Genomic DNA, 25,695 nt, shown 5'->3' with positions numbered 1-25,695 from the left:
GTACGAGAGGGGCGGACAATTGCCTACAAAAAGGCACTTCTCAGCAATGGGGGAGTGGCCGACTTTTCACTCCATACGCTGCCATATGGTCTCAGGCTCCGGCGGTCGCCTCGGTGGGGGAGGGGGAGGCGGGCTCGCCGAGCGGGTCCCGTACGCGCAGCGCGGTGACGACCCGCAGGGCGCCGATCCAGACCAGGGTGGAGCCGAGCACGTGCAGCCCCACCAGGAAGGCGGGCACGCCCAGGAAGTATTGGGTGTAGCCGATGACGCCCTGCGCCAGCTCGATCACCAGCAGCGCCAGCGCCGCCCGGCGGGCCGGTCGGGGCGCGTCGGTCACGTGCAGGGCGAACAGCAGCGCGAAGGTCAGCCCGACGACCACGTAGGCGAGGTCGGCGTGCAGCCTGGCCACGGTCTCGATGTCGAAGTCGTAGCGCGAGGCCAGCACGTCACCGGAGTGCGGGCCGGTGCCGGTCACCACCACCCCGACGACCAGCAGCGCGAACACCGCCGCGAGCAGGGCCTGGCCGAGCCGCCAGGTGGCGGGGTGGGCCACGCGGCGCACGGGGGCGTCACCCTCGCCGGCGCGGGCGTACAGCGCCCAGCAGGCGGCGATCAGGCCGATGGAGATCAGGAAGTGCATGCTCACCGTGAACGGGTTGAGCATCGTGCTGACCACCAGGCCGCCCCACAGGGCCTGGGCGGCGATGCCCAGGGGCTGCAGCCAGGCGAGCCGCACCAGCGACGTGCGCCGGGGGGTCAGCCGCATCGCCGACAGCACGCAGGCGATCCCCACGACCAGCACCAGGAAGGTGACCATCCGGTTGCCGAACTCGATGGCCATGTTGATCGGCGAGATCTCCGGATGCGCGACCGGCAGCAGGCTGTCGGGGGTGCAGTTGGGCCAGGTGGGACAGCCGAGCCCGGACTCGGTGACCCGCACCACCGCGCCGCTGACCGTGATGCCGGCGTTGACCACCACGGAGGCCAGCGCCCAGCCCCGCATCGTCCTCGGGGTCGGCGTCCAGAAGGAGAACAACCGGCGCGCCAGAGGGGGGCGATGGTCTGTGGATAGCTTCACGTCATCGATGTTAGAGGCCGGGTAGGGCGGTCCTGTCACCGCCTTTTCCCTTGATTAGGTATGTGACATATTACTCCTGGGAGGTGGTCGATGTCCGACGTGATCGTCGTCGGCGCCGGGGTGGTCGGCGCGGCCTGTGCCTACTACGCCGCACGCGCGGGACTCGACGTGACGGTCGTGGACCGGGGGCCGGTGGCCGGGGGCACGACCGGCGCGGGAGAGGGCAACGTGCTCGTCTCCGACAAGGAGCCCGGCCCCGAGCTCGACCTGGCCCTGCTGTCCAACCGGCTGTGGCGCGAACTCGACCGGTCGGTCGGCGGCTTCGAGTTCGAGGCCAAGGGCGGGCTCGTCGTCGCCGAGACGGCCGACGTCCGGCTCCAGCTCGCCGACCTGGCCGCCAAGCAGGGGATCCAGCACGAGAACGTGCCCGCGCACGCCCTGCGCGACCTTGAGCCACACCTGGCCGACGGCCTGGCCGGTGGCGTCCTCTATCCGCAGGACGCCCAGGTCCAGCCCATGCTGGCCGCCGCCCGCCTCCTCCGGCACAGTGCCGGTGGCCGTGGCGGCCGTCTCCCGGGAGGCGGTGCGGTCCGGTTGCGGCTGGGGGTGACCGTCACCGGTCTCCTCCGCTCCGGCGAGCGGGTCAGCGGCGTCCGCACCGACCAGGGCGACCTGCCCGGCGGGGCCGTCGTCAACGCCGCGGGCACCTGGGGCGGCCGGATCGCCGCGCTCGCCGGGGTGGACCTGCCGGTCCAGCCCAGGCGCGGCTTCATCCTGGTCACCGAGCCCCTTGGCGAGCCGTTGATCCGGCACAAGGTCTACACCGCCGCCTACGTCACCAACGTCGCCAGCGACTCGGCCGACCTGGAGACCTCGGCCGTGATCGAGGGCACCCCGGCGGGCACCGTGCTGATCGGCGCCAGCCGCGAACGCGTCGGCTTCGACCGCACCACCTCCCCGCCGGTGCTCGCCCGGCTGGCGGCGCAGGCCGTGGCGCTGTTCCCGGTGCTGCGTGACGTGCGGGTCATCAGGTCCTACTGCGGGTTCCGCCCGTACTGCCCCGACCATCTGCCGGTGATCGGCGCCGACCCGCGCGCGCCCGGCCTCTACCACGCGTGCGGGCACGAAGGCGCGGGCATCGGCCTGGCCCCGGCCACCGGACACCTGCTCGCCCAGCTCATCCAGGGGCACCGGCCCGACCTGGACCCGCACCCGTTCCGCCCCGACCGCTTCCAGGCCGAGGAGTCCCGTTGACCGAACCCTTCCAGATCACGATCGACGGCCACCCGGTGCCCGTGACCCCCGGCCAGACGATCGGCGCCGCCCTGCACGCGGCGGGCCGCCGCTCCTGGCGCACGACCCGCTTCGGCGGCCGCCCGCGCGGGCTGTTCTGCGGGATCGGCGTCTGCTTCGACTGCCTGATCACGGTGAACGGCCGGCCTCCCGAACGCGCCTGCCTCCTGCCGGCCCGGCCAGGGGACGAGGTGACCACGTGACCCCGCCCCGGCCGTCCACCTCACCGGACGGTGGCTCCCCGGCCTTCGACGCGGCTCATGGGTTCGGAGCGGGCCCGGTGCTTCTGGGTGACTGGGATCTGGTGGTGATCGGTGGGGGGCCCGCCGGGGTGGCGGGGGCGTTGACGGCGGCCCTTCACGGGCTGCGGGTCGCGGTGGTGGACGCGGGGGCGCGGCTCGGCGGGCAGTACTTCCGCCATCGTGCCGCGCCGCCGCACTCCTCGACACCGGGGTTCGGCCGCTTCCTCGGCCAGGTGCGGGCGCTGCGGGAGCGGGCCGAGGTGCTGACCGAGCATCAGGTCTGGAGTGTGACCAGGCAGGTGGACGGCCGGCTCACCGTTCACTGTGCGGCGCGCGACGGCGGGCGGGAGCGTCCGGTGGCTCTTAGGTGCCGACGGTTGCTGATCGCCACCGGCGCGCATGACCGGGTGCTGCCGTTCCCCGGCTGGGACCTGCCCGGCGTGCTCACCGCCGGCGGCGCGCAGGCGCTGCTCAAGGGGCACGGCGTCGTGGCCGGGAGCCGGGTCGTCGTGGCCGGGACCGGGCCGTTCCTGCTGCCCGTCGCCGTGGGGCTGGCCGAGGCCGGGGCTCGGGTGGCGGGTGTGTACGAGGCCGGCGGAGGTCTGGGGCCGGCCCGGCACCCGCTGCGGGCCCTGAGCAAGGCGGGTGAGGCGGCCGGTTACGGGGTGGCGCTGGCTCGGCATGGAGTGCCGTACCGGACGAGACGGGCGGTGATCGCCGCGCACGGCGAGCACGAGCTGGAGGCCGTCACGGTGGCCCGCCTCGACCGGGACTGGCGCGTGCTCGGCACGCGCCGGGTCGCCTGCGACACCCTGGCCACCGGCTACGGGTTCATCCCGCAGATCGAGCTCGGCGTCCAGCTCGGCTGCGACACCCGCCACGACGCCGACGGCAGCCCGATCCTGGCGGTGGACCACGGCCAGCGCACCAGCGTGCCCGGCGTCTGGGCGGCGGGCGAGCCCACCGGCGTGGGCGGCTGGCGCCTGGCAGAACTCGAAGGCCGCCTCGCCGGCCTCTCCATAGCCGCCGCTGCCGCCGCTACGGCCCCCGCTGTCGCCGCCGCCGCTGTCGCCGCCGCCGCTGTCGTCCCCGCCGCCGCGAACGCCCCCGTCCCCGTCCCCGTCCCCAGCGTGCTGCTCAGGCGGCGGCGGTCGGCGCGGGCGTTCGCGGCGGCGCTGCTGGAGGCGTACCCGGTCAGGTCCGGCTGGCAGGGGTGGCTGCGTGACGACACGCTGGTGTGCCGGTGCGAGGAGGTGCCGCTGGCGCGCGTACGGGAGGCGCAGGAGCTCGGCGCCACCGATGCCCGCTCGATCAAGCTGCTGGCCCGGGCGGGCATGGGCTGGTGCCAGGGCCGCATCTGCGGCTACCCCGTCGCCTGCCTGGCGGGCGAGCCGCCCGCGCCGCCCAGAAGACCTGTCGCCCAGCCCATCTCCCTGGCCGCTCTCGCCGCGTTCGACGAGGACGGCACCCGAACGGAACCACACACAACGGAGGACCCGGCATGACCGATCGCAGCAAGCCCTGGCACGGAGTCATGGTCGCCACCGCGCTGCCCCTGCGCGAAGATCTGACGGTGGACTACGACGGCTACGCCGACCACTGCCGCTGGCTGGTGGACAACGGCTGTGACGGCGTGGTGCCCAACGGCTCGCTGGGCGAGTATCAGACGCTCACCGCCGACGAGCGGGCCCGGGTGATCCGGACCGCCGTCGAGGCGGTGGGCGGGGACCGGGTGATGGCGGGCGCGGGGGCGTACGGCGCGGCCGAGTCGCGGCGCTGGGCCGAGCAGGCGGCCGAGGCGGGCTGCGGCTCGGTGCTGCTGCTGCCGCCGAACACCTACCGGGCCGACGAGCGCGCGGTGTTCGGCCACTACCGCGAGGTCGCCGAGGCCGGCGTCCCGGTGGTCGCCTACAACAACCCGTACGACACCAAGGTGGACCTCGTCCCGGCCCTGCTGGCCAGGCTGCACGAGGAGGGCCTGATCGTGGCGGTCAAGGAGTTCACCGGCGATCCCCGCCGCGCCTACGAGCTCGCCGAGCTGGCCCCGGAGCTCGACCTGCTGATCGGCTCCGACGACGTGCTGCTGGAGCTGGCGCTGGCCGGGGCGGTGGGCTGGGTCGCCGGCTACCCGAACGCGCTGCCCGTCTCCAGTGTCGCCCTCTACCGGGCGGCGCTCGCCGGGGACCTCGACACCGCGCTGCCCCTCTACCGGGCGCTGCACCCGCTGCTGCGCTGGGACTCCAAGACGGAGTTCGTCCAGGCCATCAAGCTGTCCATGGACTTGGCGGGCCGCCACGGCGGGTCGTGCAGGCCGCCGCGGCAGCCGCTGACGGACGAGCAGGCGGCGGTGGTCAGGTCCGCCACGGAGAAGGCGCTCGCGGAGGGGCTGCGATGAGGACCAAGCGCGTCTTCCACGCCGTCGACTCGCACACCGAGGGCATGCCCACCCGCGTCATCACCGGCGGTGTGGGCGTGATCCCCGGGGCGAACATGGCCGAGCGCCGGGTCCACTTCCGCGACCATCTCGACCACATCCGCAGGCTGCTGATGAACGAGCCGCGCGGCCACGCCGCCATGAGCGGCGCCATCCTGCAGCCGCCGACCCGGCCGGACGCCGACTGGGGAGTGCTGTTCATCGAGGTGTCGGGCCTGCTGCCGATGTGCGGCCACGGCACCATCGGCGTGGCCACCGTGCTGGTTGAGACCGGCATGGTGGAGGTGGTCGAGCCGGTCACCACCGTGCGGCTGGAGGTGCCGGCCGGGCTGGTGGTGGTGGATGTGGCCGTACAGGACGGGATGGCCATGTCGGTGACGCTGCGCAACGTGCCCTCCTACGCCGACCGGCTGGACGCCCGCGTCGTCGTGCCCGGCCACGGCGAGATCCGCTACGACCTGGCCTACGGCGGCAACTTCTACGCCATCGTGGACCTCGACGCCTATGGGCTGCCGTTCGACCGCAAGGCCAAGAACGAGATCCTCGACGCGGGCCTGGCCACCATGCGGGCGATCAACGCCGCCGACGAGCCGGTGCACCCCGAGGACGACCGCATCCGCGGCTGCCACCACGTCTACTTCACCGCCGCCGGCTCCGACGCCCACCACTCGCGGCACGCGATGGCCATCCACCCGGGCTGGTTCGATCGCTCGCCGTGCGGCACCGGCACCAGCGCCCGGATGGCCCAGCTGCACGCCAGGGGCGAGCTGCCGCTGGGCCGGGACTTCGTCAACGAGTCCTTCATCGGCACCCGCTTCGTCGGCAGGCTCCTGGAGGAGACGGCCGTGGGCGGCAGGCGGGCGGTGGTGCCCTCGATCACCGGCCGCGCCTGGGTCACCGGCACCGCCCAGTACTTCCTGGACCCTCGCGACCCCTTCCCCGAAGGATTCGAGCTGTGACCGTCACCACCGTCGACTACCACACCGCCGGGGAGCCGTTCCGGATCGTGACCGGCGGAGTCCCCGAGATCCCCGGCGCCACCGTGCTCGAACGCCGCGCCAACGCCGCGCGGGCCGAGGACGCCGAACAGGTGCGGCGGCTGCTGTGCCACGAGCCGCGCGGCCACGCCGACATGTACGGCTGCTTCCTCGTCCCGCCCGACGACCCCGGCGCCCACCTCGGCGTGCTGTTCTGGCACAAGGACGGCTACTCCACCGCGTGCGGCCATGGCACCATCGCGCTCGGCGTGCACGCCGTACGGGAAGGGCTGGTCACGGCCGACCCCGACGGCGAGACCGATGTGGTCGTGGACGTGCCGTCCGGCCGCGTCACCGCCCGCGTCCGCTGCGCGGGCGGCCGCATCACGGCCGTGACCTTCGTCAACGTCCCTTCGTACGTCATCGCGCGCGACGTCCCGGCGGCCGGGGTGACGGTCGACGTCGCCTACGGCGGGGCCATCTACGCCTGCGTGCCCGCCAAGGCGCTCGGCCTGGCGGTCGAGCCGGCCCGGCTGGGCGAGCTCATCCCCCACGGCCGCCGGATCAAGGCCGCCCTGGCCGGCCACCCCGCCTCCCGGCACCCTGCCGACGACCGGCTGTCCGGCGTGTACGGCGTCATCTTCTACGACGAGCTCGACGGCGGTCCGGAGCACGCCCGCCAGCGCAACGTCACGGTGTTCGCCGACGGCGAGGTGGACCGCTCGCCCTGCGGCTCCGGCACCGCCGCCAGGCTCGCCCTGCTGTACGACGAGGGGCTGCGCGGCACGCTCGTGCACGAGAGCATCGTCGGCACCGAGTTCCGTGCCCGCGTCGCGGGCCTGGCCGGGGATGGGGTCGTCCCGGAGATCGAAGGCATGGCCTATCGCACCGGCAGGCACGCCTTCGAGCTCGATCCGGACGACCCGATCGGGACCGGGTTCACGCTGCGATGACCGGGCTGCCCTACCTCGACGCCGCCACCGTCGCACGACTGGTGCCCGTGGCGGATGCCGTACGGATTCTGGAGGACGCGCTGAAGGCCGGGCTCGATCCGGAGCGGACGCCGCAGCGGCCGGTGGTCGAGCTGCCCGCCGGGCAGCTCCTGCTCATGCCCGCCGCGGCCGGAGGCTACGCCGGGGTGAAGGCGGCCACCGTCGCGCCCGCCAACCCCGGACGCGGGCTGCCCCGCATCCAGGGCACCTACCTGCTGCTCGACGGCGACACCCTCACCCCGCTCGCCGTCATGGACGGCATCGCGCTGACGTCCCTGCGCACGCCCGCCGTCTCCGCGCTCGCCGTCCGCCACCTGGCCGAGCCCGACGCTCGCGAGCTGGTGGTGTTCGGGTCGGGACCGCAGGCGTGGGGGCACGTCCTGGCCCTGCGCGAGGTCCGGCCGCTGACCGGCGTCACGATCATCGGCCGCGATCAGGGCCGCGCCGAGGCCCTCGCCGCCCGCTGCCGCACCCACGGCCTGCGAGCCCAGGCCCTGTACGGCGAGCGTCCGGCTCCGGAGACACGAACCCAGACCCTGTACGACGAGCGGCCGGTTTCGGGGGCACGGGCCCAGGCCCCGTACGATGATCGGCCCGCTTCTGGGGAACCTCATGGTGTGCAGGGGCGGGAGGTCGCCGAGGCGGTGGCGCGGGCCGATCTCATCGCCTGCTGCACCACCGCCAGGCAGCCGCTCTTCCCCGGTGAGCTGGTCCGCGACGGCGTCACCGTCGTCGCGGTCGGCTCGCACGAGCCGGACGCCCGGGAGCTCGACAGCGGCCTGGTGGCCCGCGCCACGCTGGTCGTCGAGGCCCGGTCGGCGGCCCTGGCCGAGGCGGGGGACGTGATCCAGCCGATCCGTCACGGTACGATCACCACTCACCATCTCGCCGGAAACCTCGCGGATCTCGTCGCGGGCCGGGTGACGGTCGGCGCCGGGCCGCGGGTGTTCAAGGGGACCGGCATGGCGTGGGAGGACCTGGTGGTCGCGGCCGCCGCGTATGAGGCGTGGTCGCGGACGACATAGGGAGGGGATGGGTGGATGGCTGCCGAATACCGGCTCGACCTGCCGATGGTGGGGGAGCGGCAGAGCCTGCGTGAGCAGGTGGCGCACGCGCTCAGGGCCGCGCTGATCACCGGGGAGATGCGCTCGGGAGTGGTGTATTCGGCGCCCGTGCTGGCCGCGCAGTTCGGTGTCTCGGCCACGCCGGTGCGTGAGGCCATGCTCGACCTGGCCAAGGAGGGCCTGGTCGAGGCCGTGCGCAACAAGGGCTTCCGGGTGACCGAGCTGTCCGACCGTGACCTGGACGAGCTCACCGAGATCCGCAGGCTCATCGAGGTGCCCACCGTGGCGCGGCTCGCCGACTCCGGCCGGGCGGCCGACTTCGAGCGGCTCAGGCCGGTCGCCGAGGAGATCGTGGCCGCCGCCGAGGCCGGTGACCTGCTCGCCTACGTGGCCGCCGACCTGCGCTTCCACCTGGAGCTGCTCAGCCTGTCGGGCAACGCCCACCTGGTGGAGGTCGTCAGGGACCTGCGCACCAGGGCGCGCCTCTACGGCCTGTCACAGCTCTCGCGGCACGGCATGCTGGCCGACTCGGCCCGCGAGCACCTGGCGCTGCTCGACGCGCTCAAGGGCGGCGACGAAAGCGCGGCGGGCCTCATCATGGGCGAGCACATCGAGCATGTCCGGGGCATCTGGGCGAGCGACGCCTGACCCCGGCGCGTCCGGGCGGGCGACGGTCTAGCCGCGGCGCATCCGGGTGGAGCCGAGGCTGGCGGCCACGATGCAGATGATGGCCGCCCACTGCTGCGCGTGCAGCAGTTCGTTCAGCACCAGCACGCCGATCAGCGCGGCCGCCGCCGGCTCCATGCTCATCAGGATGCCGAACACCTGCTTGGGCATCCGGCGCAGCGCCTGCAGCTCCAGCGAGTAGGGGATCACCGAGGACAGCAGCCCCACGCCGAGACCGATCAGCAGCAGCTCCGGCTGCAGCAGGTCGACCCCGCCGGTGGTGATGCCCACGGGCGCGACCAGCACGGCCGACACGATCATCGCGAACGACAGCCCGGTGGCGCCGGGGAAGCGGCCGCCGACCGCCGCCGACAGCAGGATGTAGGCCGCCCAGCAGGCTCCGGCCACCATCGCGAAGCCGATGCCGATCCAGCTGACCGCCTCCGATTGCCCCCACGGCGCGAGCAGCAGCACCCCGGCCCCGGCCAGCGCGATCCACAGCAGGTCCAGCCTGCGCCGGGAAGCCGCCACGGCCACGCCGAGCGGGCCCAGGAACTCGATGGCCACCGCGATGCCCAGCGGCAGCCGGGCCAGCGCCTCGTAGAAGGTCAGGTTCATCACCGCGAGCGTCACGCCGAAGCCGAGCGCGACCGCCCAGTCCCGCCGGGACAGCCCGCGCAGCCTGGGCCGGGCCACCACACCCATGACCACCGCGCCCATGGCGATGCGCAGGAACACCACCGCGCTCGGCGGCAGCGCCGTGAACAGCTCCTTGGCGAAGCCCGCGCCCAGCTGCACCGAGAAGATCCCCAGCAGCACCAGCCCGGACGGCGGGATCGAGTCCGCGGCCGTGCGCAGCAGGTGGCCGGGCCGGCCCAGGCCGGGTCCTCGCTCCAGCGGCTCGTCGAGGGCGAAGGCGGTCACGGGAAACTCCTCAGGTCAGGGCAACCCTGAGAGCTTACCGACCCCCTCCGACAACGCTGTGGTCACGCTGGTATTTACTGTCAGACAACCGACGAACCTGGCATAGGACCTATGACGCAAACCGTCCCCCCGGCCACGCTCGCCAAGCCGCCTGCGGCGCTGACCGCGTCCTGCTTCGTCAGCAGCTTCGACCGCGTCGCCGTGACCCCCATGCTGGTGCTCATCGCGGTGGAGCTCGACGTTCCCCTGGCCGCGGCGGTCACCGTGGCGAGCGGTTACTACCTCGCCTACGGGCTGTCGCAGCCGATGTGGGGCGTGCTGTCCGACCGGTTCGGCCGGCTGCGGGTGATGCGGGTGGCCCTGCTGGGCGCGGCGCTGGCGGGCCTGGTCTCCGCGCTGGTACCGGGGCTCGGCACGCTGGTGGTGGCCAGGATCGTGGCGGGCGCCTGCTTCGGCGGAGTGATCCCCACCTCGCTCACCTACGTGGGCGACACGGTCGGGGTCGCGCTGCGTCAGCGCGCCCTGTCCAGCCTGATGGGCGTGATGGCGGTGGCCACCGCCACGGCCACCGGGGTCGGCGGCCTGCTCGGCGACCTGGCGGGCTGGCGGCTGGTCTTCACCGTGCCGGCGCTCTGCGCGCTGGTGTGCGTGCTGGCGCTGCGCGCGGTGCCGGAGCCGCCGCGCGTCGAGATCGCCGGACTGGGCAGGCACGTCCGCGCGGTGCTGAGCAGGCCGTGGGCGCTGCTGGTGTTCTCGCTGGCCTTCGTGGAGGGCGCCGTCCTGCTCGGCACGATGGCGTTCCTGGCCACCGCGCTGCAGCACCATGGGATCTCCACCACGGTGGCCGGTCTCGGCACCGCCACCTACGGGATCGGCGTGTGGCTGTCCTCCCGGCTGGTCATGCGGCTGTCGCGAGGCCGGCCGGTGTGGCTGCTGATCGCCATCGGCGGGGCGCAGCTGTGCGCCGCCTACACGATCGTCGCCGCCGACGTGAGCGTGGCCACGGTGACGGTCAGCTCGCTGGTGCTGGGCGGCGGCTACTCGTTCATCCACTCCTCGCTGCAGACCTGGGCCACCTCCGTCGTTCCGGAGGCCAGGGGGACGACGGTGGCCTTCTTCGCGTCCTCGCTCTTCGTGGGCGGCGCCGTCGCGTCGTGGGCGGCGGGGCCGCTGGCCGAGAACGGCGCGTATCCGCTGCTGTTCGGGCTCACGGCGGCCGTCGCCGTCCCGCTGACCGTGGTGGCGACGCTCAGCAGGCGCCGCTACGGCCTACTCCCACCTGAAGGTGCGAGCGGCCAGCCCCAGTGACACGACCGCCCACCCGGCCAGCACCGCGACCGCGCCCAGAGGCAGTGCCGCGCCGCCGGTGAGCACCGCGCGCAGGCCCCCGGTCAGCGCCGAGATGGGCAGCAGCTCCAGGATCGGCCGCACCGAGTCCGGGAACTTCGACAGCGGGAAGACCACCCCGCCGGCCGCCAGCAGCAGCAGGTAGACGAGGTTGGCGGCGGCCAGCGTCGCCTCGGCCCGCAGCAGCCCCGCCATGAGCAGGCCCAGCCCGCTGAATGCCGCCGTGCCGAGCAGGATGAGCAGGATGACGGCCGCCGCCGAGCCCTGCGGCCGCCAGCCGAGCGCCAGCGCCACCAGGACGAGCACCGCGACCTGCACGGCCTCCACCGCGATGACCGCGAGGGTCTTGGCCAGCATGAGCCCGGTCCTGGACAGCGGGGTCGCGCCGAGCCGCTTGAGCACGCCGTAGCGCCGCTCGAAGCCCGTCGCGATGGCCTGGCCGGTGAAGGCGGTGGACATGACGGCCAGCGCCAGCACGCCGGGGGTCAGGAAGCCGACCCGGCTGCCGCCGCCGACGTCGATCAGCGGCGCCACCGAGAAGCCGACCAGCAGCAGCACCGGGATGATCAGCGTGAGCAGGAGCTGCTCGCCGTTGCGCAGCATGGCCCGGACCTCGGCGCCCGTCTGCGCCAGCACCATCCGGGGCAGCGGCGCCGCCCCCGGGGCGGGGGTGAAGTCCAGCGCGGAGGTCATCGCAGCTCCCTGCCCGTCAGCTCCAGGAACACGTCTTCGAGCGTGCGGCGCTCGATGCTCAGGTCGTCGGCCATGACGCCCTCGGCCGCGCACCACGCCGTCGCGGTGGCCAGCAGCTCGGGTCCCACCTGGCCCTCGATGATGTAGTGGCCGGCGGGTGACTCCTTGGCGGCGCTGCCGGCGGGCAGCGCGTTGAGCAGCTCCTCCAGCGCCAGCCCCGGCCGGGCGCGGAAGCGGAGCTGCCGCTCGGCCCCGGTCAGCGCGGCGGGGCTGCCCTCGGCGACCACCCGGCCGCGATCGATGATCACCACCTGGTCGGCCAGCCGCTCGGCCTCGTCCATGTGGTGGGTGGTCAGCACCACCGAGACGCCGGCGCTCCTCAGCTCGCCGACGAGCTCCCAGCAGGCGTGCCTGGCCTGCGGGTCCAGGCCCGCCGTCGGCTCGTCGAGAAAGACCAGCTCCGGCCTGCCGATCACGGCCGCGGCCAGCGAGAGCCGCTGCTGCTGACCGCCCGACAGCCTGCGGTACGGGGTCCGTACGTGATCGGAGAGCCCCAGCCGCGTCAGCAGGGTGCCCGCGTCCAGCGGACGGGCGTAGAAGCGGGCGACGAGGCGCAGCCACTCGCCGCAGCGCATGGCGGGCGGCACGCCGCCGGACTGCAGCATGACGCCCACCTTGGGGCGCAGCGCGGGGGCGTCGGGGGGCAGCCCCAGCACCCGCACGGTGCCGGCGTCGGCCTTGCGGAACCCCTCGCAGATCTCCACCGTGGACGTCTTGCCCGCGCCGTTGGGGCCGAGCACGGCCGTGACCGCGCCACGGCCGGCGCGCAGGGTGAGGCCGTCGATCGCGGTGGCGCCGCCGTAGCGCTTGACCAGCTCGATGATCTCAACCGCCGGCTCGGCCGCCGGCTCGACGGCTGGGGATTCCATGGCCACGAGTCTAGGGACAGGCCATGCCGGTCGGGGCCACAGGTAGGCCCGAAAGAAATATCCTCCTATGGAGGATTTGGGGCAAAATTGGGAATTTGGGGGACCGAATGCTGGTTTGTTCCCTCGGCCCTCATGGGTCACACCTATGAGGGAGAGGGGTTCCGCATGTCCGTGGCACAGGCCACGCTTCCGGTCGCCAAGGAGGACCGCCGAGGACTGCTGCTCCTGATCCTGGGAGCGCTGTCGGCGATCGGGCCGCTGGCCATCGACATGTACCTGCCCGCGCTGCCCGCCATCAGCGGCGAGATGGTCAGCGCGCCCGCCCAGGTCCAGCTCACCCTCACCGCCTGCCTCATCGGCGTCTCCGTCGGCCAGGTCGTCGCCGGGCCGGTGAGCGACGTGCGCGGCAGGAGGATGCCGCTCCTCGTGGGCGTGGCGGGATTCACCGTCACCTCGCTGCTGTGCGCGTTCGCGCCCTCCGTGCCCGTGCTCATCGTGCTGCGCCTGCTGCAGGGCGTGCTGGGCGGCGCGGCGCTGGTCATCGTCCGCGCCGTGGTCCGCGACCTCTACGACGGCGCGGCCATCGCCCGCATCTTCGCCACCCTCATGCTGGTCAGCGGCCTGGCACCGATCCTGGCCCCGATCGCCGGGGCCCAGTTGCTGGAGTTCACCTCCTGGCGCGGCGTGTTCGTCGCCCTCAGCCTGATGGGCCTGGTCCTGCTCGTGGCGGTGCTCTTCGGCGTACGCGAGACGCTGCCCGCGGGCGAGCGGGCGGGCGGCGGGCTCGGGCAGACCCTGCGCACGTTCTGGCACCTGCTGCGCGACCGCGCCTTCATGGGGTACGCGCTCACCGCCGGGCTCTCCTTCGCCGCGATGTTCACCTACATCTCCGGCTCGCCGTTCGTCCTGCAAGAGGTGTACGACGCCACGCCCGCGCAGTACTCGTTGATCTTCGGCGCGAACGCCCTCGGTCTGGTCCTGATGGCCCAGGTCGGCGGGCGGCTGTCGGGCCGCGTCCCGCCGGCCACGCTGGTCGTCGTCGGGCTGTTCGTCGCGCTGGCCGGTGGCGGGCTGATGCTGGCCGGCGCCGCGACGGGCCTCGGACTGCCCGCGATCATCGCCGGCCTGTTCGTCATCATGTGCGGCCAGGGCCTGGTCCTGCCGGGTACCGGCGCGCTGTCCCTGGCCGAGCAGCCCCAGCAGATCGCCGGATCGGCCTCGGCGCTGCTCGGCGTGATGCAGTTCGCGATGGGCGCCGGCGCGGCCCCGCTGGTCGGCCTCTTCGGGTCGGACTCGGCCCTGCCGATGGCCGTCACCATGCTCGTCCTGCTGGCCCTCTCGGTCCTGACTTTCATGGTGCTGGGGCGGCAGAGGAAAAGTTAGGTAAGGCTACCCTGCGTGAGAAATTGCATTGAACCGGTAACCGGATCCGTTTGAGAACGGGGAAGGAATTACGGCACACTGATGTTGTCAAAACAAGAAGCGAGTCCGATCCGCTGAGCAAAACGGGCGGCGCCGCCAGGCGATCTCCCCGCGCGACGAACCAGGAGTGGTGAGCGACCGATGAAGCCCGTGCCCACCATCGAGCCAGGCAGCGAGCGCAGCACCCGTGCGCGCGTGGCCCGGCTCATCCTGGAGCACGGACCCATCGCCGCCGTGGCGCTGGGCGAGCGGCTCGGGCTCACGCCCGCCGCCGTCCGCCGTCACCTCGACGCGCTGCTGACGGATGGAATGATAGAGCCTCGTACGGTGCGTCCGCGCGGTGAGCGCGGGCGGGGGCGACCGGCCAAGCTGTTCGCCATCACCGACGCGGGGCGCAGTGCTTTCGAGCACGCCTATGACGACCTCGCCGGGAGCGCGCTGCGCTTCCTGGCCGAGCGCATGGGTGCGGGAGCAGTGGCCGACTTCGCCCGCTCGCAGGTGTCCGGCCTGCTGACGCGGCTGGAGCCGGTCATGCGGACAGTGCCGGCTGACCAGCGTGTGCAAGTGCTGGCGCAGGCGCTGTCGGCGGAGGGCTACGCCGCCTCGGCCAGCAAGGCCAAGTCGGGTGGCGACCAACTCTGTCAGCATCACTGCCCGGTGGCCCACGTGGCGGCGGAGTTCCCGCAGCTGTGTGAGGCCGAGACGGAGGCGTTCGCGCAACTGCTCGGCACACCGGTGCAGCGCCTGGCCACCATCGCGCACGGCGACGGGGTCTGCACCACGCACGTGAGCCCGCAATCGCTGGGCGAGACCGCACATAGAGACAAGAGCAAGGAGACCGGAAGGTGACTGTCACCGACCGCCCGGAGCTTGAAGGCCTCGGGAATTACAAGTTCGGCTGGTCCGACTCGGATGCCGCGGGGGCGACGGCCAAGCGCGGCCTGTCCGAGGAGGTCGTCCGCAACATCTCCGCGCTGAAGAACGAGCCGGAGTGGATGCTCGACCTTCGCCTGAAGGGGCTCCGCCTGTTCCACAAGAAGCCGCTGCCGACGTGGGGCTCCGACCTCACGACCATCGACTTCGAGAACATCAAATACTTCGTGCGCTCGACCGAGAAGCAGGCCGCTTCCTGGGAGGAGCTGCCCGCCGACATCAAGAACACCTACGACAGGCTCGGCATCCCCGAGGCGGAGAAGCAGCGCCTGGTCGCCGGCGTCGCCGCCCAGTACGAGTCCGAGGTCGTCTATCACAAGATCCGTGAGGACCTCGAGGAGAAGGGTGTCATCTTCGTCGACACCGACACGGGCCTGAAGGAGCACGAGGAGCTCTTCAAGGAATACTTCGGCACCATCATCCCGGTGGGCGACAACAAGTTCGCCGCGCTCAACACCTCGGTGTGGTCCGGTGGCTCGTTCATCTACGTGCCGCCGAACGTCGAGGTCGAGATCCCGCTGCAGGCCTACTTCCGGATCAACACCGAGAACATGGGCCAGTTCGAGCGGACCCTGATCATCGTGGACGAGAACAGCTACGTCCACTACGTCGAGGGCTGCACCGCGCCGATCTACTCCTCCGACTCGCTGCACTCCGCGGTCGTCGAGATCGTCGTGAAGAAGAACGCCCGCTGCCGTTACACGACCATCCAGAACTGGTCGAACAACGTCTACAACCTGGTCACCAAGCGCGCCGTCGCCTACGAGGGCGCGACCATGGAGTGGATCGACGGCAACATCGGCTCCAAGGTCACGATGAAGTACCCGGCCGTCTACCTGATGGGCGAGCACGCCAGGGGCGAGACGCTGAGCGTCGCGTTCGCCGGCGAGGGCCAGCACCAGGACGCCGGCTCCAAGATGGTGCACCTGGCACCGCACACCAGCTCCAGCGTCATCTCCAAGTCGGTGGCGCGCGGCGGCGGCCGTACCTCCTACCGCGGTCTCGTGCAGATCGAGGAGGGCGCGCACGGCAGCGCCAGCACCGTCAAGTGCGACGCGCTGCTGGTCGACCAGATCAGCCGCTCCGACACCTACCCCTACGTCGACGTCCGCGAGGACGACGTCTCGATGGGGCACGAGGCCACGGTCTCCAAGGTCAGCGAGGACCAGCTGTTCTACCTCATGAGCCGCGGGCTCGAGGAGGACGAGGCGATGGCGATGATCGTGCGCGGCTTCGTCGAGCCGATCGCCCGTGAGCTGCCCATGGAATACGCGCTCGAGCTCAACCGGCTGATCGAGCTGCAGATGGAAGGAGCCGTCGGCTGATGGGCCTGAACGAGAAGCCCCTGTCGACCCTGCACGAGAAGGCGTCCTACGACCTGGACGACTTCGAGGTGCCGACGGGGCGTGAGGAGGCCTGGCGCTTCACGCCGCTGGCCCGCCTGCGCGGCCTGCACAACGGCACGGCCGAGGTCACCGGCCAGGTGCTCACCCAGGCCTACACCCCGGCCGGCGTGAGCTCCGAATGGGTGGGCCGCGACGACGCCCGCATCGGCCGCGCCTACGTGCCGGCCGACCGCATCAGCGCGCAGGCCTACAACGCCTTCGAGAAGGCGCTCGTGGTGACCGTGCCCAAGGAGGCCGTGCTCGCCGAGCCCATCCGCGTCGAGGTGCGGGGCGGCGGCGTCGACGGCGCGTCCTACGGCCACATCGTGGTCGTGGTCGAGCCGCTCGCCGAGGCCATCGTCGTCATCGAGCACCAGGGCAGCGCCGTCTACGCCAGCAACGTCGAGTTCGTCGTCGGCGACGGCGCCACGCTGCGGGTCGTCAGCCTGCAGGACTGGCAGGACGACGCCGTGCACGTCTCCCACCACCACGCCCAGCTCGCCAAGGACGCCACCTTCCGCAGCTTCGTGGTGACCCTGGGCGGCGACCTCGTACGCTTGTCGCCGAGCGTGTCCTACACCGGCCCCGGCGGCGACGCCGACCTGGCCGGCGTCTACTTCGTCGACGCGGGCCAGCACCTGGAGCACCGCCTCCTGGTCGACCACTCCCGGCCCGACTGCCGGAGCAACGTCGACTACCGAGGCGCGCTGCAGGGCGAGGGCGCGCACGCCGTCTGGATCGGCGACGTGATCATCAGGGTCGAGGCCGAGGGCACCGACACCTACGAGCTCAACCGCAACCTGATCCTCACCGACGGCGCCCGCGCCGACTCGGTCCCCAACCTGGAGATCCTCACCGGCGAGGTCGCCGGCGCGGGCCACGCCTCCACCTCGGGCCGGCTCGACGACGAGCACATCTTCTACCTCCAGGCCCGTGGCATCCCCTTCGACGAGGCTCGCCGCCTGGTCATCCGGGGCTTCCTCGGCCAGCTCATCGAGAAGATCCAGATCGAGGAGATCCGCGACCGCGTGATGAGCGCGGTGGAGGCGGAGCTCGCCCGATGAGTGATTTCGCGAAGGTGTGCAAGGTGAGCGACATCCCTGACGAGGGGGTGATCGGCGTCGAGGTGGGGGAGACCCCCGTGGCGCTGGTGCGTAAGGGCGACGAGGTGTTCGCCCTGCACGACGTCTGCTCACACGCCGAGGTGAAGCTCAGTGAGGGCGACGTCTACGACGGCACGCTGGAGTGCTGGCTGCACGGCTCGTGCTTCGACATCCACTCGGGCAAGCCCACCGGCCCGCCCGCGACCAAGCCCGTGAACGTCTACACAGTCAAGATCGACGGCGATGACGTGCTCGTCTCGCTCTCGAAGGAGTCATAAAACACATGTCCACCCTTGAGATCCGTGACCTTCAGGTCGCCGTCGGGGACAAGCAGATCCTGAACGGCGTCAACCTCACCGTGAAGTCGGGCGAGACCCACGCCATCATGGGCCCCAACGGCTCCGGCAAGTCAACCCTGGCCTACGCCATCGCGGGCCACCCCAAGTACACGATCACCGGCGGCCAGGTGCTGCTCGACGGCGTCGACATGCTGGAGCTGTCGGTCGACGAGCGCGCCCGCGCCGGCCTGTTCCTCGCCATGCAGTACCCGGTCGAGGTCCCCGGCGTGTCGGTGTCCAACTTCCTGCGCTCGGCCGTCACCGCCGTCCACGGCGAGGCGCCCAAGCTGCGCCAGTTCGCCAAGGACCTCAAGGCCGGCATGGACGCCCTGCACATCGACGCGGCCTTCGCCCAGCGCAACCTGAACGAGGGCTTCTCCGGCGGCGAGAAGAAGCGCCACGAGATTCTCCAGCTGGAGCTGCTCAAGCCGAAGATCGCGATCCTCGACGAGACCGACTCCGGCCTCGACGTCGACGCGCTGCGCGTGGTGTCGGAGGGCGTCAACCGCTTCCGCGAGACCGGTGAGACGGGCGTGCTGCTGATCACGCACTACACCCGCATCCTGCGGTACGTGAAACCCGACTTCGTGCACGTCTTCGCGGCCGGCAAGGTCGTCGAGGAGGGCGGGCCGGAGCTGGCCGACAAGCTCGAGGCCGAGGGCTACGAGCAGTACACGAGGGCGTCTGCATGACTTCCACCAGCTTGGACGTGGAGAGGATCAGGAAGGACTTCCCGGTTCTCTCCCGCGAGCTGCCCGGCGGGCGTCCGCTCGTCTACCTCGACTCGGGCAACTCCTCACAGAAGCCCACCCAGGTCATCGAGACCATGCGTGAGCACCTGGCGATGCACTACAGCAACGTCGGGCGCGCCATGCACGCGCTGGGCTCGGAGTCGACCGAGGCGTACGAAAGCGCGCGCGACAAGCTCGCCGCGTTCGTCGGCGCCCCGTCGCGCGACGAGGTGATCTTCACCAAGAACGCCTCCGAGGCCCTCAACCTGGTCGCCTACTCCTTCGGCAACCGGGCCAACACCGATCCCCGCTTCACGCTCGGCCCCGGTGATGAGATCGTCATCTCCGAGATGGAGCACCACTCCAACATCGTGCCGTGGCAGATGCTCGTGCAGCGCACCGGCGCGACGCTCAAGTGGTTCGGCGTCACCGACGAGGGCCGCCTCGACCTGTCCGGGCTGCCGGAGCTGGTCACCGAGCGGACGAAGATCGTCTCGATCGCGCACCAGTCCAACGTGCTCGGCACCGTCAACCCGGTCACCGAGGTGCTCGCGCGGGCTCGTGAGGTCGGCGCGCTGGTGATGCTCGACGCCTCCCAGTCGGTGCCGCACCACCCCGTGAACGTCGCCGAGCTGGACGTCGACTTCGTGGCCTTCACCGGTCACAAGATGGTCGGCCCTTCGGGCATCGGCGTGCTGTGGGGCCGGGGCGAGCTGCTGGAGGCGATGCCTCCGTTCCTCGGCGGCGGCGAGATGATCGAGGCGGTCTGGATGGACCACTCGACCTACGCGCCGGTGCCGCACAAGTTCGAGGCGGGCACGCCGCCCATCGTCGAGGCCATCGGCCTCGGCGCCGCGGTCGACTACCTGACCGGGATCGGCATGGACGCCGTGGAGGCGCACGAGCGGGAGCTGACGGCCTACGCGCTGGACGCCCTGCGCGAGGTGCCCTCACTGCGCCTGATCGGCCCCGACTCGCTCGACCTGCGGGGCGGCACGCTGTCGTTCACGCTGGCGGGCATCCACCCGCACGACGTGGGGCAGATCCTCGACGACCGGTTCGGCATCGCGGTGCGCGTCGGGCACCACTGCGCGCGCCCGCTGCACCTGCGGTTCGGAATACCGGCGACCACCCGGGCGTCTTTCTACCTGTACAACACCACGGCGGAGATCGACGCCCTGGTGCGCGGCCTCCACCACGTTCAGAAGGTGTTCGCATAGCCATGATCGGCGAGTCGATGTACCAGGAACTCATCCTGGAGCACTACAAGCACCCGCAGGGGCGGGGGCTCCGCGAGCCGTACGACGCCGAGGTTCACCACGTGAACCCGACCTGCGGCGACGAGATCACCCTGCGCGTCAAGATGGGCGACGCGGGCAAGATCGAGGACGTCTCCTACGACGGGCAGGGCTGTTCGATCAGCCAGGCCGCCGCCTCGGTGCTGCACGAGCTCACCACCGGCTCGACGGTCGAGGAGTCGCTCTCCGTGGTCGCCGAGTTCACCCGTCTGATGCAGGGCAGGGGACAGGTGGAGGCCGACGAGGACGTGCTCGGCGACGCGGTCGCGTTCGCCGGGGTGGCCAAGTTCCCGGCGCGGGTCAAGTGCGCGCTGCTTTCCTGGATGGCCTACAAGGACGCTGTTGTGAGGAGTGCTGCAGGATGAGCAAACCGGTCGAGACCCCGATCGACCTCGACGGTGAGTCCACCGTCGAGGAGGTGATGGAGGCGCTCAAGGACGTCGTGGACCCCGAGCTCGGCATCAACGTCGTGGACCTGGGGCTCATCTACGGCCTCAACCTCGATCCCGCCGACGGCGCCAAGCCCGTCGCCACCATCGACATGACGCTGACCAGCGCCGCCTGTCCGCTCACCGACGTGATCGAGGACCAGGCGCACTCCGCGCTCGAAGGCATGGTCTCCGACGTCAAGATCAACTGGGTCTGGCTGCCGCCATGGGGCCCGGACAAGATCACCGATGAGGGGCGCGAGCAGCTTCGTATGCTAGGATTCAACGTCTGATCTTTTCAGGCTGTACGGCTGGCGCACTGCGTCAGCCGCTTCAGCGTGCCGGGGGCCTAGGATTTCCCAAGTCCCCACATGGGGAATACTCTTGATCTGCCCCGTGTTGGCACCTTAGGACACCTGACGCCTCATCGCGCGTCCCGCGCCGCCTGCGGCCGGCGCCCCAGGTGCGCCTTCCCCTCGCTCCGCCCCCGCGGCGGGCGCACTGCAATGTGTACGGCAAAGATCGCCGTACGACCCTGGCTCGTCCTTTCGCAGAAGTGACGTGCCACTTCGACTGAAAGGCACGAATTTCGTGACCATGCTTGACGCTGTCATGCCCGAAACGACCCCCGCTGCGGCATCTGGCCCTTCCGAGTTCGAGCTGCTTGGCCTGCCCAAGCCCCTCGTGAACGGCCTGGCCAAGCAGGGCATCGACAGCCCGTTCCCCATCCAGAGCGCGACGATCCCCGACGTGCTCGCCGGCGCCGACGTCCTCGGACGCGGCCAGACCGGCTCCGGTAAGACCCTCGCCTTCGGCCTGCCCACCATGGCGCGGCTGGCAGGCGTCCGGCCGACCCCCGGCCGCCCCCGCGCCATGATCCTCGTGCCCACCCGTGAGCTCGCGCTCCAGGTGCACGACGCCATCGAGCCGCTCGGCCGTGGCCTCGGCCTGCGGATGAAGGTCATCGTCGGCGGCATGTCCATGGGCAAGCAGATCGAGGCGCTGCGCCGCGGCGTCGACATCGTCATCGCCACGCCGGGCCGGCTCGGCGACCTCATCCGCCAGGGTGAGTGCACGCTGGCCGACGTCCGGATCAGCATCCTCGACGAGGCCGACCACATGTGCGACCTCGGCTTCTTCCCCGTCGTCACGGAGCTGCTCGCGCAGACCCCCACCGACGGGCAGCGGCTGCTGTTCTCCGCGACGCTCGACGGCGACGTGGACAAGCTCGTGCGGCGCTTCCTCAGAAACCCGATCACGCACTCCGTCGCCCCCGCGACCTCCCCGGTCGACACGATGGAGCACCACGTGGTGCAGGTCAGCCGCGACGACAAGTTCGACGTCACGGCCGAGATCGCCAACCGCGAAGGCCGTACGATCATCTTCGTCAAGACCCAGCACGGCGTCGACCGCCTGTGCAAGCAGCTCGCCCGGGTCGGCGTCAAGGCCGGCGGACTGCACGGCGGCAAGCGCCAGAACCAGCGCACCCGCATCCTGGCCGAGTTCCGTGAGGGCTCCGTCAACGTGCTCGTCTGCACCGACGTCGCCGCCCGCGGCATCCACGTCGACAACATCAGCCTCGTGCTGCACGTCGACCCGCCGCAGGACAGCAAGAGCTACCTGCACCGCGGCGGCCGTACGGCGCGGGCCGGCGAGAAGGGCACCGTCGTCACCCTGGTGCTGCCGAACGAGCGTCGTTCCACCGACGCGCTGACCAAGCGGGCGGGCATCCAGCCGTTCCGGCTCAAGGCCGCTCCCGGTCACCCGCGCCTGGCGGAGGTCGCCGGGGCACGCACGCCCAGTGGCGAGTCGATCCCCGTCTGGGAGCCCGACGCCCGCAAGCCGCTGCGCGGCGCCCGTCGCGAGGGTGGCGGCCACGGCGGTTCGGACCGTCGCAACCGTCGTCCCCGCCGCGAGTTCGACGGTGGCGAGCGTCGCCCCCGTCGCCATGACGGTGGTGAGCGCCCTTTCGCGGGAGCGTCGGCTGACGACCGGCGCCCTCGACGTCACGACAACGGCGACCGTCCGGCTGGGGCCGCGCCTGGTGAGGACCGTGGCTTCCGCCGGGACGACCGTGGCGCCAGGGGCGGCTTCCGCTCCGACGACCGTGGCGGTGCCCGTGAGGCGGACCGCGGCGGTTCCCGTGAGGGTGGCTACCGGTCCGACGACCGCAGCCGCCCGGCCGGTGACCGTGGCCGGCCGTTCTCGGCCGACCACGGCGTCCGCTCCGACGACCGGCCGCGTGACGGTTACCGCTCCGGCGGACCCCGTCAGGACGACCGTGGCGCCAGGGGCGGCTTCCGCTCCGACGACCGCCGCGCCTCGGGTGGCCGCCGCTTCGAGCGCTGATCCGCTGCGTTGATCTGCGGCGTCGCCCGCCGTACCCCCTCCGGGGTGCGGCGGGCGACGCCGTTTCGTCATGTCGGTATGGGCCGCGTCAAGATCGGCACATGAGTCTGCCCGGTCTCGCCAGGCGGACGCGCGGCATCGCCACGTGCCCGCGCAGACTAGGCTTGACTCGCACGTCAGCCGACCGACGAGAGAGATCATGAAGACCTTCGAAGAGCTGTTCGCCGAGCTGTCCGAGAAGGCGCTGACCCGGCCCGCGGGTTCGGGCACCGTGGCCGCGCTCGACGCCGGCGTCCATGCCATCGGCAAGAAGGTCGTGGAGGAGGCCGCCGAGAGCTGGATGGCGGCCGAGCACGAGTCCAACGACCGGGCCGCCGAGGAGATCTCGCAGCTTCTCTACCACGTGCAGGTGCTCATGGTCGCGAAAGGGATCGGGCTGGACGAGGTGTACAAGCATCTCTAGGGCGCCCCGCGCCCGCCTCCGGCCCACACCCGCGAACAGTGAGAACACCGAGGAACAGACATGCTACGTCTGGCCGTACCGAACAAGGGCGCGCTCAGTGAGGCCGCCCAGATCATGCTCAAAGAGGCCGGCTACCGGTCGCGCAGGGACAGCAAGGAGCTCGTCGTCGTCGACGAGGACAACGGCTGCGAGCTGTTCTTCCTGCGCCCCCGCGACATCGCCGTCTACGTCGGCGAGGGCACCCTCGACGTCGGCATCACCGGCAGGGACATGCTCATCGACTCCGGCGCGCCCGTCGAGGAGATCATGTCGCTCGGCTTCGGCGGATCGACCTTCCGCCTGGCCTGCAACGCCGGCACGATGACCTCCGTCAAGGACCTGCAGGGCCTGCGTGTGGCCACCTCCTACGCCGGCCTGCTCGACAAATACCTCTCCGAGGAGGGTGTCGACGCGCGCGTCATCAAGCTCGACGGCGCCGTCGAGACCGCTATCAGGCTCGGCGTCGCCGACGCGGTGGCGGACGTGGTGGAGACCGGCACGACCCTGCGCAACGTCGGGCTCGAAGTGTTCGGCGAGCCGATCATGCGCTCGGAGGCCGTGCTCATCAAGCGCCACAGCGCGCCCGGGACGCAGGCGGCCGAGCAGCTCGTCCGCCGCTTCCAGGGGGTCGTGCACGCCCGCGACTTCGTCATGATGGACTACGACATCCGCGCCGAGCGGATCGAGGAGGCCATCGCGCTCACGCCCGGCATGGAGGGACCGACGGTCTCGCCGCTGCACCGCGAGGGCTGGGTGGCGGTGCGCGCGATGGTCCGCCGCAAGGGCCACCAGCAGGTCATGGACCAGCTCTGGGACCTCGGCGGGCGGGCCATCCTGGTCACCGACATCTACGCCTGCCGCCTCTGACACCTGCCGCCTCTGACAAATGTCACCGCCGATCCCGGACGGAGCTCACTGACCGGGCGGGATCGGCGAGCCTAGCGTTACCCGCATGAACGCCATCGTGTTCGACCACGTCAGCAAGCGCTTCGGGGACGTGCTCGCCGTCGACGAGCTGTCCCTGACCATCGCCGCCGGCGCCACCGTGGCCCTGCTGGGTCCCAACGGTGCCGGCAAGTCCACCTCCATCGGCATGCTGCTCGCCCTGTCCCGGCCCACCCGGGGCACGATCGCCGTGCACGGCCACACCCCTGAGCGGGCCGTCCTGGCCGGCGAGGTGGGGGCCATGCTCCAGCAGGGCGAGCTCATCCCCGAGCTGTCCGTACGCGAGCTCGTCGAGCTGGTCCGCAGGCTCTATCCCGCGCCGCTCGGGCTGGCGGAGGTGCTGGAGCTCGCCGGCCTCACCGAGCTGGCCAGGCGGCGGGCGGGCGGGCTGTCGGGAGGCCAGGCGCAGCGGGTCAGATTCGCCCTCGCCCTGGCCGGAGCCCCCAGGCTGCTGCTGCTCGACGAGCCCACCGCAGCCATGGACGTGGAGTCCAGGCGGCGGTTCTGGGACAGCATGCGCGCCTACGCGGCGGGCGGCAGGACCGTGCTGTTCGCCAGCCACTACCTGGCCGAGGCCGAGGAGCACGCCGACCGGGTGATCGTCATCGCCGGCGGCAGGGTGGTGGCCGACGGCACGGCCGCCCAGATCAAGGCGGGCGCGGGCGGGCAGGTGGTGCGCTTCGCCCTCGGCGAGCAGCCCGCCGCCGGGCTCGACCGGCTGCCCGGCGTCACCGCCGTGGAGGTCGGCGCGGGGATCGCCACGCTGCGCACCCGCGACACCGACGCAACGCTCGCCGCCCTCTACCGCGACACCGCGCTCGACGTACGCGACCTCGAACTGTCCGGCCTCGACGAGGCCTTCCTCGCGCTCACCGGGAGGTCATGATGCTCTACTACGCCTGGACCGAGGCGCTGCGGACGCTGCGCAACCGGCGCTACACCATCTTCGTCGTGCTCTTCCCCGTGGCCCTCTACCTGATCAACGCCGGCATCTACGGCGACCAGCCCGGCGCGGCCGGCGTCCGGCAGTCCGTCTACCTGATGGTGCAGATGGCGGGCTACGGTGCGCTCGGCGCGTCGATGATGAGCTCGGCCGTGCCGTGGGCGCAGGAACGCCGCTCGGGCTGGCTGAGTCACCTGCGGATCACCCCGCTCCCCGGCTGGGCGATCGTGGTCACCAAGCTCGCCATCGCGATGCTGCTCGTGCTGCCGTCGCTGGTGCTGGTGTTCGCGGTGGCGGTGCTCCAGCAGGGCGTGAGCATGCCGCTGGGCAGGTGGGCGGCGCTGGCGGCGGTGATGTGGCTCGGCGCGATCCCGTTCGTCGCGCTCGGCCTGGCCATCGGCTCGCTGCTGTCACCGGAGGCGGCCCAGCCCGCCGCCGTCCTGCTCGTGTTCGCGCTGTCGCTGCTGGGCGGCCTGTGGTTTCCTGTGGAGGTGATGGGCGGCACGTTCCAGGCGATCGCCGAGCTGACCCCTTCCTATCACTACGCCGGTCTCGGCTGGAGCGTCGTCGCGAGCGGCGGCCTGGCCCTGGGCGACGTGCTCACCGTGACGGGCTGGGGGATCGCGCTGGGCGGGGCGGCGGCCTACCTCTACCGCAGGGCCACGGTCCGGGCATGAGC

27 protein-coding genes are annotated in these 25,695 nt (G+C 71.7%); 23 read left to right on the top strand and 4 right to left on the bottom strand.

Translation table 11 applies throughout. The features are described 5' to 3' along the window. Nucleotides 1-91: 91 nt before the first annotated feature. Nucleotides 92-1,078, bottom strand: a complete 987-nt coding sequence (locus OHA68_RS38825; RefSeq protein ID WP_327104694.1) for a COX15/CtaA family protein — start codon at nt 1,076-1,078, stop codon at nt 92-94. A gap of 90 nt (nt 1,079-1,168) precedes the next feature. Here OHA68_RS38825 and OHA68_RS38820 point away from each other — a divergent pair, with 90 nt between their 5' ends. From OHA68_RS38820 to OHA68_RS38785, 8 genes are read left to right on the top strand one after another with little or no spacing between them, the layout of a single operon-like run. Continuing rightward, nucleotides 1,169-2,332 (top strand): NAD(P)/FAD-dependent oxidoreductase, encoded by a 1,164-nt coding sequence (locus OHA68_RS38820; protein WP_189140388.1) that lies wholly within the window; start codon nt 1,169-1,171, stop codon nt 2,330-2,332. Further along, nucleotides 2,329-2,574: a (2Fe-2S)-binding protein gene (locus OHA68_RS38815; RefSeq protein ID WP_189140389.1), complete on the top strand. Its 246-nt coding sequence runs from the start codon at nt 2,329-2,331 to the stop codon at nt 2,572-2,574. Before OHA68_RS38820 ends, OHA68_RS38815 begins: the two co-directional genes overlap by 4 nt. Further along, nucleotides 2,571-4,118, top strand: a complete 1,548-nt coding sequence (locus OHA68_RS38810; RefSeq protein WP_327104693.1) for an FAD/NAD(P)-dependent oxidoreductase — start codon at nt 2,571-2,573, stop codon at nt 4,116-4,118. Before OHA68_RS38815 ends, OHA68_RS38810 begins: the two co-directional genes overlap by 4 nt. Beyond that, nucleotides 4,115-5,008, top strand: a complete 894-nt coding sequence (locus OHA68_RS38805; protein WP_327104692.1) for a dihydrodipicolinate synthase family protein — start codon at nt 4,115-4,117, stop codon at nt 5,006-5,008. The genes OHA68_RS38810 and OHA68_RS38805 overlap by 4 nt, the downstream gene beginning before the upstream one ends. Further along, on the top strand, nt 5,005-6,006 hold the full coding sequence (locus OHA68_RS38800; RefSeq protein WP_327104691.1) for a proline racemase family protein: 1,002 nt from the start codon (nt 5,005-5,007) through the stop codon (nt 6,004-6,006). The genes OHA68_RS38805 and OHA68_RS38800 overlap by 4 nt, the downstream gene beginning before the upstream one ends. Beyond that, the gene (locus OHA68_RS38795) at nt 6,003-6,977 is read left to right on the top strand and encodes a proline racemase family protein (protein ID WP_327104690.1); all 975 of its coding nucleotides are present in this window, start codon (nt 6,003-6,005) and stop codon (nt 6,975-6,977) included. The genes OHA68_RS38800 and OHA68_RS38795 overlap by 4 nt, the downstream gene beginning before the upstream one ends. Continuing rightward, nucleotides 6,974-8,041, top strand: a complete 1,068-nt coding sequence (locus tag OHA68_RS38790) for an ornithine cyclodeaminase family protein (protein ID WP_327104689.1) — start codon at nt 6,974-6,976, stop codon at nt 8,039-8,041. The genes OHA68_RS38795 and OHA68_RS38790 overlap by 4 nt, the downstream gene beginning before the upstream one ends. 15 nt (nt 8,042-8,056) lie before the next feature. Next, complete coding sequence (locus tag OHA68_RS38785; protein WP_189140394.1) at nt 8,057-8,728, top strand: GntR family transcriptional regulator; 672 nt, start codon at nt 8,057-8,059, stop codon at nt 8,726-8,728. 27 nt (nt 8,729-8,755) lie between these two features. Here OHA68_RS38785 and OHA68_RS38780 read toward each other — a convergent pair whose 3' ends face one another. Further along, nucleotides 8,756-9,670, bottom strand: a complete 915-nt coding sequence (locus OHA68_RS38780) for an EamA family transporter (protein WP_327104688.1) — start codon at nt 9,668-9,670, stop codon at nt 8,756-8,758. A 111-nt stretch (nt 9,671-9,781) separates the two neighbouring features. Here OHA68_RS38780 and OHA68_RS38775 point away from each other — a divergent pair, with 111 nt between their 5' ends. Continuing rightward, the gene (locus OHA68_RS38775) at nt 9,782-10,978 is read left to right on the top strand and encodes an MFS transporter (protein ID WP_327104687.1); all 1,197 of its coding nucleotides are present in this window, start codon (nt 9,782-9,784) and stop codon (nt 10,976-10,978) included. Here OHA68_RS38775 and OHA68_RS38770 read toward each other — a convergent pair. Together OHA68_RS38770 and OHA68_RS38765 are read right to left on the bottom strand one after the other, a co-directional pair. Beyond that, on the bottom strand, nt 10,940-11,710 hold the full coding sequence (locus OHA68_RS38770; protein WP_327104686.1) for an ABC transporter permease: 771 nt from the start codon (nt 11,708-11,710) through the stop codon (nt 10,940-10,942). The two genes, OHA68_RS38775 and OHA68_RS38770, sit on opposite strands and share 39 nt — an antisense overlap. Then, entirely contained in the window at nt 11,707-12,639 is a 933-nt protein-coding gene (locus OHA68_RS38765) for an ABC transporter ATP-binding protein (protein WP_189140398.1), read from the bottom strand. Before OHA68_RS38765 ends, OHA68_RS38770 begins: the two co-directional genes overlap by 4 nt. A gap of 165 nt (nt 12,640-12,804) precedes the next feature. Between OHA68_RS38765 and OHA68_RS38760 the strand changes: the two genes are divergently transcribed. The 14 genes from OHA68_RS38760 (at nt 12,805) to OHA68_RS38695 (ending at nt 25,693) form a co-directional block, all read left to right on the top strand. Further along, nucleotides 12,805-14,022, top strand: coding sequence for a multidrug effflux MFS transporter (locus OHA68_RS38760; RefSeq protein ID WP_327104685.1), 1,218 nt, complete (start codon nt 12,805-12,807; stop codon nt 14,020-14,022). Between the two features lie 180 nt (nt 14,023-14,202). Continuing rightward, nucleotides 14,203-14,910, top strand: a complete 708-nt coding sequence (locus tag OHA68_RS38755; RefSeq protein WP_189140400.1) for a helix-turn-helix transcriptional regulator — start codon at nt 14,203-14,205, stop codon at nt 14,908-14,910. Next, on the top strand, nt 14,907-16,319 hold the full coding sequence (gene sufB / locus OHA68_RS38750; protein ID WP_189140401.1) for a Fe-S cluster assembly protein SufB: 1,413 nt from the start codon (nt 14,907-14,909) through the stop codon (nt 16,317-16,319). Before OHA68_RS38755 ends, sufB begins: the two co-directional genes overlap by 4 nt. Then, nucleotides 16,319-17,443 carry a Fe-S cluster assembly protein SufD gene (sufD, locus tag OHA68_RS38745; protein WP_327104684.1) on the top strand — a complete coding sequence of 375 codons (1,125 nt, stop codon included), beginning with the start codon at nt 16,319-16,321 and terminating at the stop codon, nt 17,441-17,443. Before sufB ends, sufD begins: the two co-directional genes overlap by 1 nt. Continuing rightward, complete coding sequence (locus tag OHA68_RS38740; protein WP_189140403.1) at nt 17,440-17,760, top strand: non-heme iron oxygenase ferredoxin subunit; 321 nt, start codon at nt 17,440-17,442, stop codon at nt 17,758-17,760. The genes sufD and OHA68_RS38740 overlap by 4 nt, the downstream gene beginning before the upstream one ends. Before the next feature lie 5 nt (nt 17,761-17,765). Further along, on the top strand, nt 17,766-18,512 hold the full coding sequence (sufC, locus tag OHA68_RS38735; RefSeq protein WP_189140404.1) for a Fe-S cluster assembly ATPase SufC: 747 nt from the start codon (nt 17,766-17,768) through the stop codon (nt 18,510-18,512). Continuing rightward, nucleotides 18,509-19,771, top strand: a complete 1,263-nt coding sequence (locus OHA68_RS38730) for a cysteine desulfurase (RefSeq protein ID WP_327104683.1) — start codon at nt 18,509-18,511, stop codon at nt 19,769-19,771. The genes sufC and OHA68_RS38730 overlap by 4 nt, the downstream gene beginning before the upstream one ends. Nucleotides 19,772-19,773: 2 nt before the next feature. Beyond that, entirely contained in the window at nt 19,774-20,214 is a 441-nt protein-coding gene (gene sufU, locus OHA68_RS38725) for a Fe-S cluster assembly sulfur transfer protein SufU (RefSeq protein ID WP_189140405.1), read from the top strand. Further along, nucleotides 20,211-20,570: a metal-sulfur cluster assembly factor gene (locus OHA68_RS38720; RefSeq protein ID WP_327104682.1), complete on the top strand. Its 360-nt coding sequence runs from the start codon at nt 20,211-20,213 to the stop codon at nt 20,568-20,570. Before sufU ends, OHA68_RS38720 begins: the two co-directional genes overlap by 4 nt. Before the next feature lie 319 nt (nt 20,571-20,889). Beyond that, nucleotides 20,890-22,626 (top strand): DEAD/DEAH box helicase, encoded by a 1,737-nt coding sequence (locus OHA68_RS38715; protein ID WP_327104681.1) that lies wholly within the window; start codon nt 20,890-20,892, stop codon nt 22,624-22,626. 199 nt (nt 22,627-22,825) lie between these two features. Next, complete coding sequence (locus OHA68_RS38710) at nt 22,826-23,089, top strand: phosphoribosyl-ATP diphosphatase (RefSeq protein WP_189140408.1); 264 nt, start codon at nt 22,826-22,828, stop codon at nt 23,087-23,089. Between the two features lie 60 nt (nt 23,090-23,149). Continuing rightward, nucleotides 23,150-23,995 carry an ATP phosphoribosyltransferase gene (gene hisG, locus OHA68_RS38705; protein WP_327104680.1) on the top strand — a complete coding sequence of 282 codons (846 nt, stop codon included), beginning with the start codon at nt 23,150-23,152 and terminating at the stop codon, nt 23,993-23,995. An 85-nt stretch (nt 23,996-24,080) separates the two neighbouring features. Next, nucleotides 24,081-24,959 carry an ABC transporter ATP-binding protein gene (locus OHA68_RS38700; protein WP_327104679.1) on the top strand — a complete coding sequence of 293 codons (879 nt, stop codon included), beginning with the start codon at nt 24,081-24,083 and terminating at the stop codon, nt 24,957-24,959. Then, nucleotides 24,956-25,693, top strand: a complete 738-nt coding sequence (locus tag OHA68_RS38695; RefSeq protein ID WP_189140411.1) for an ABC transporter permease — start codon at nt 24,956-24,958, stop codon at nt 25,691-25,693. The genes OHA68_RS38700 and OHA68_RS38695 overlap by 4 nt, the downstream gene beginning before the upstream one ends. Nucleotides 25,694-25,695: the final 2 nt, after the last annotated feature.

Origin of the sequence: Nonomuraea glycinis (genome assembly GCF_035920485.1) — a bacterium.
Classification (GTDB): Bacteria; Actinomycetota; Actinomycetes; order Streptosporangiales; family Streptosporangiaceae; genus Nonomuraea; species Nonomuraea glycinis.
Note: the sequence above shows the minus strand (reverse complement) of the source record. Positions and strands in the feature narration are given on the sequence as shown.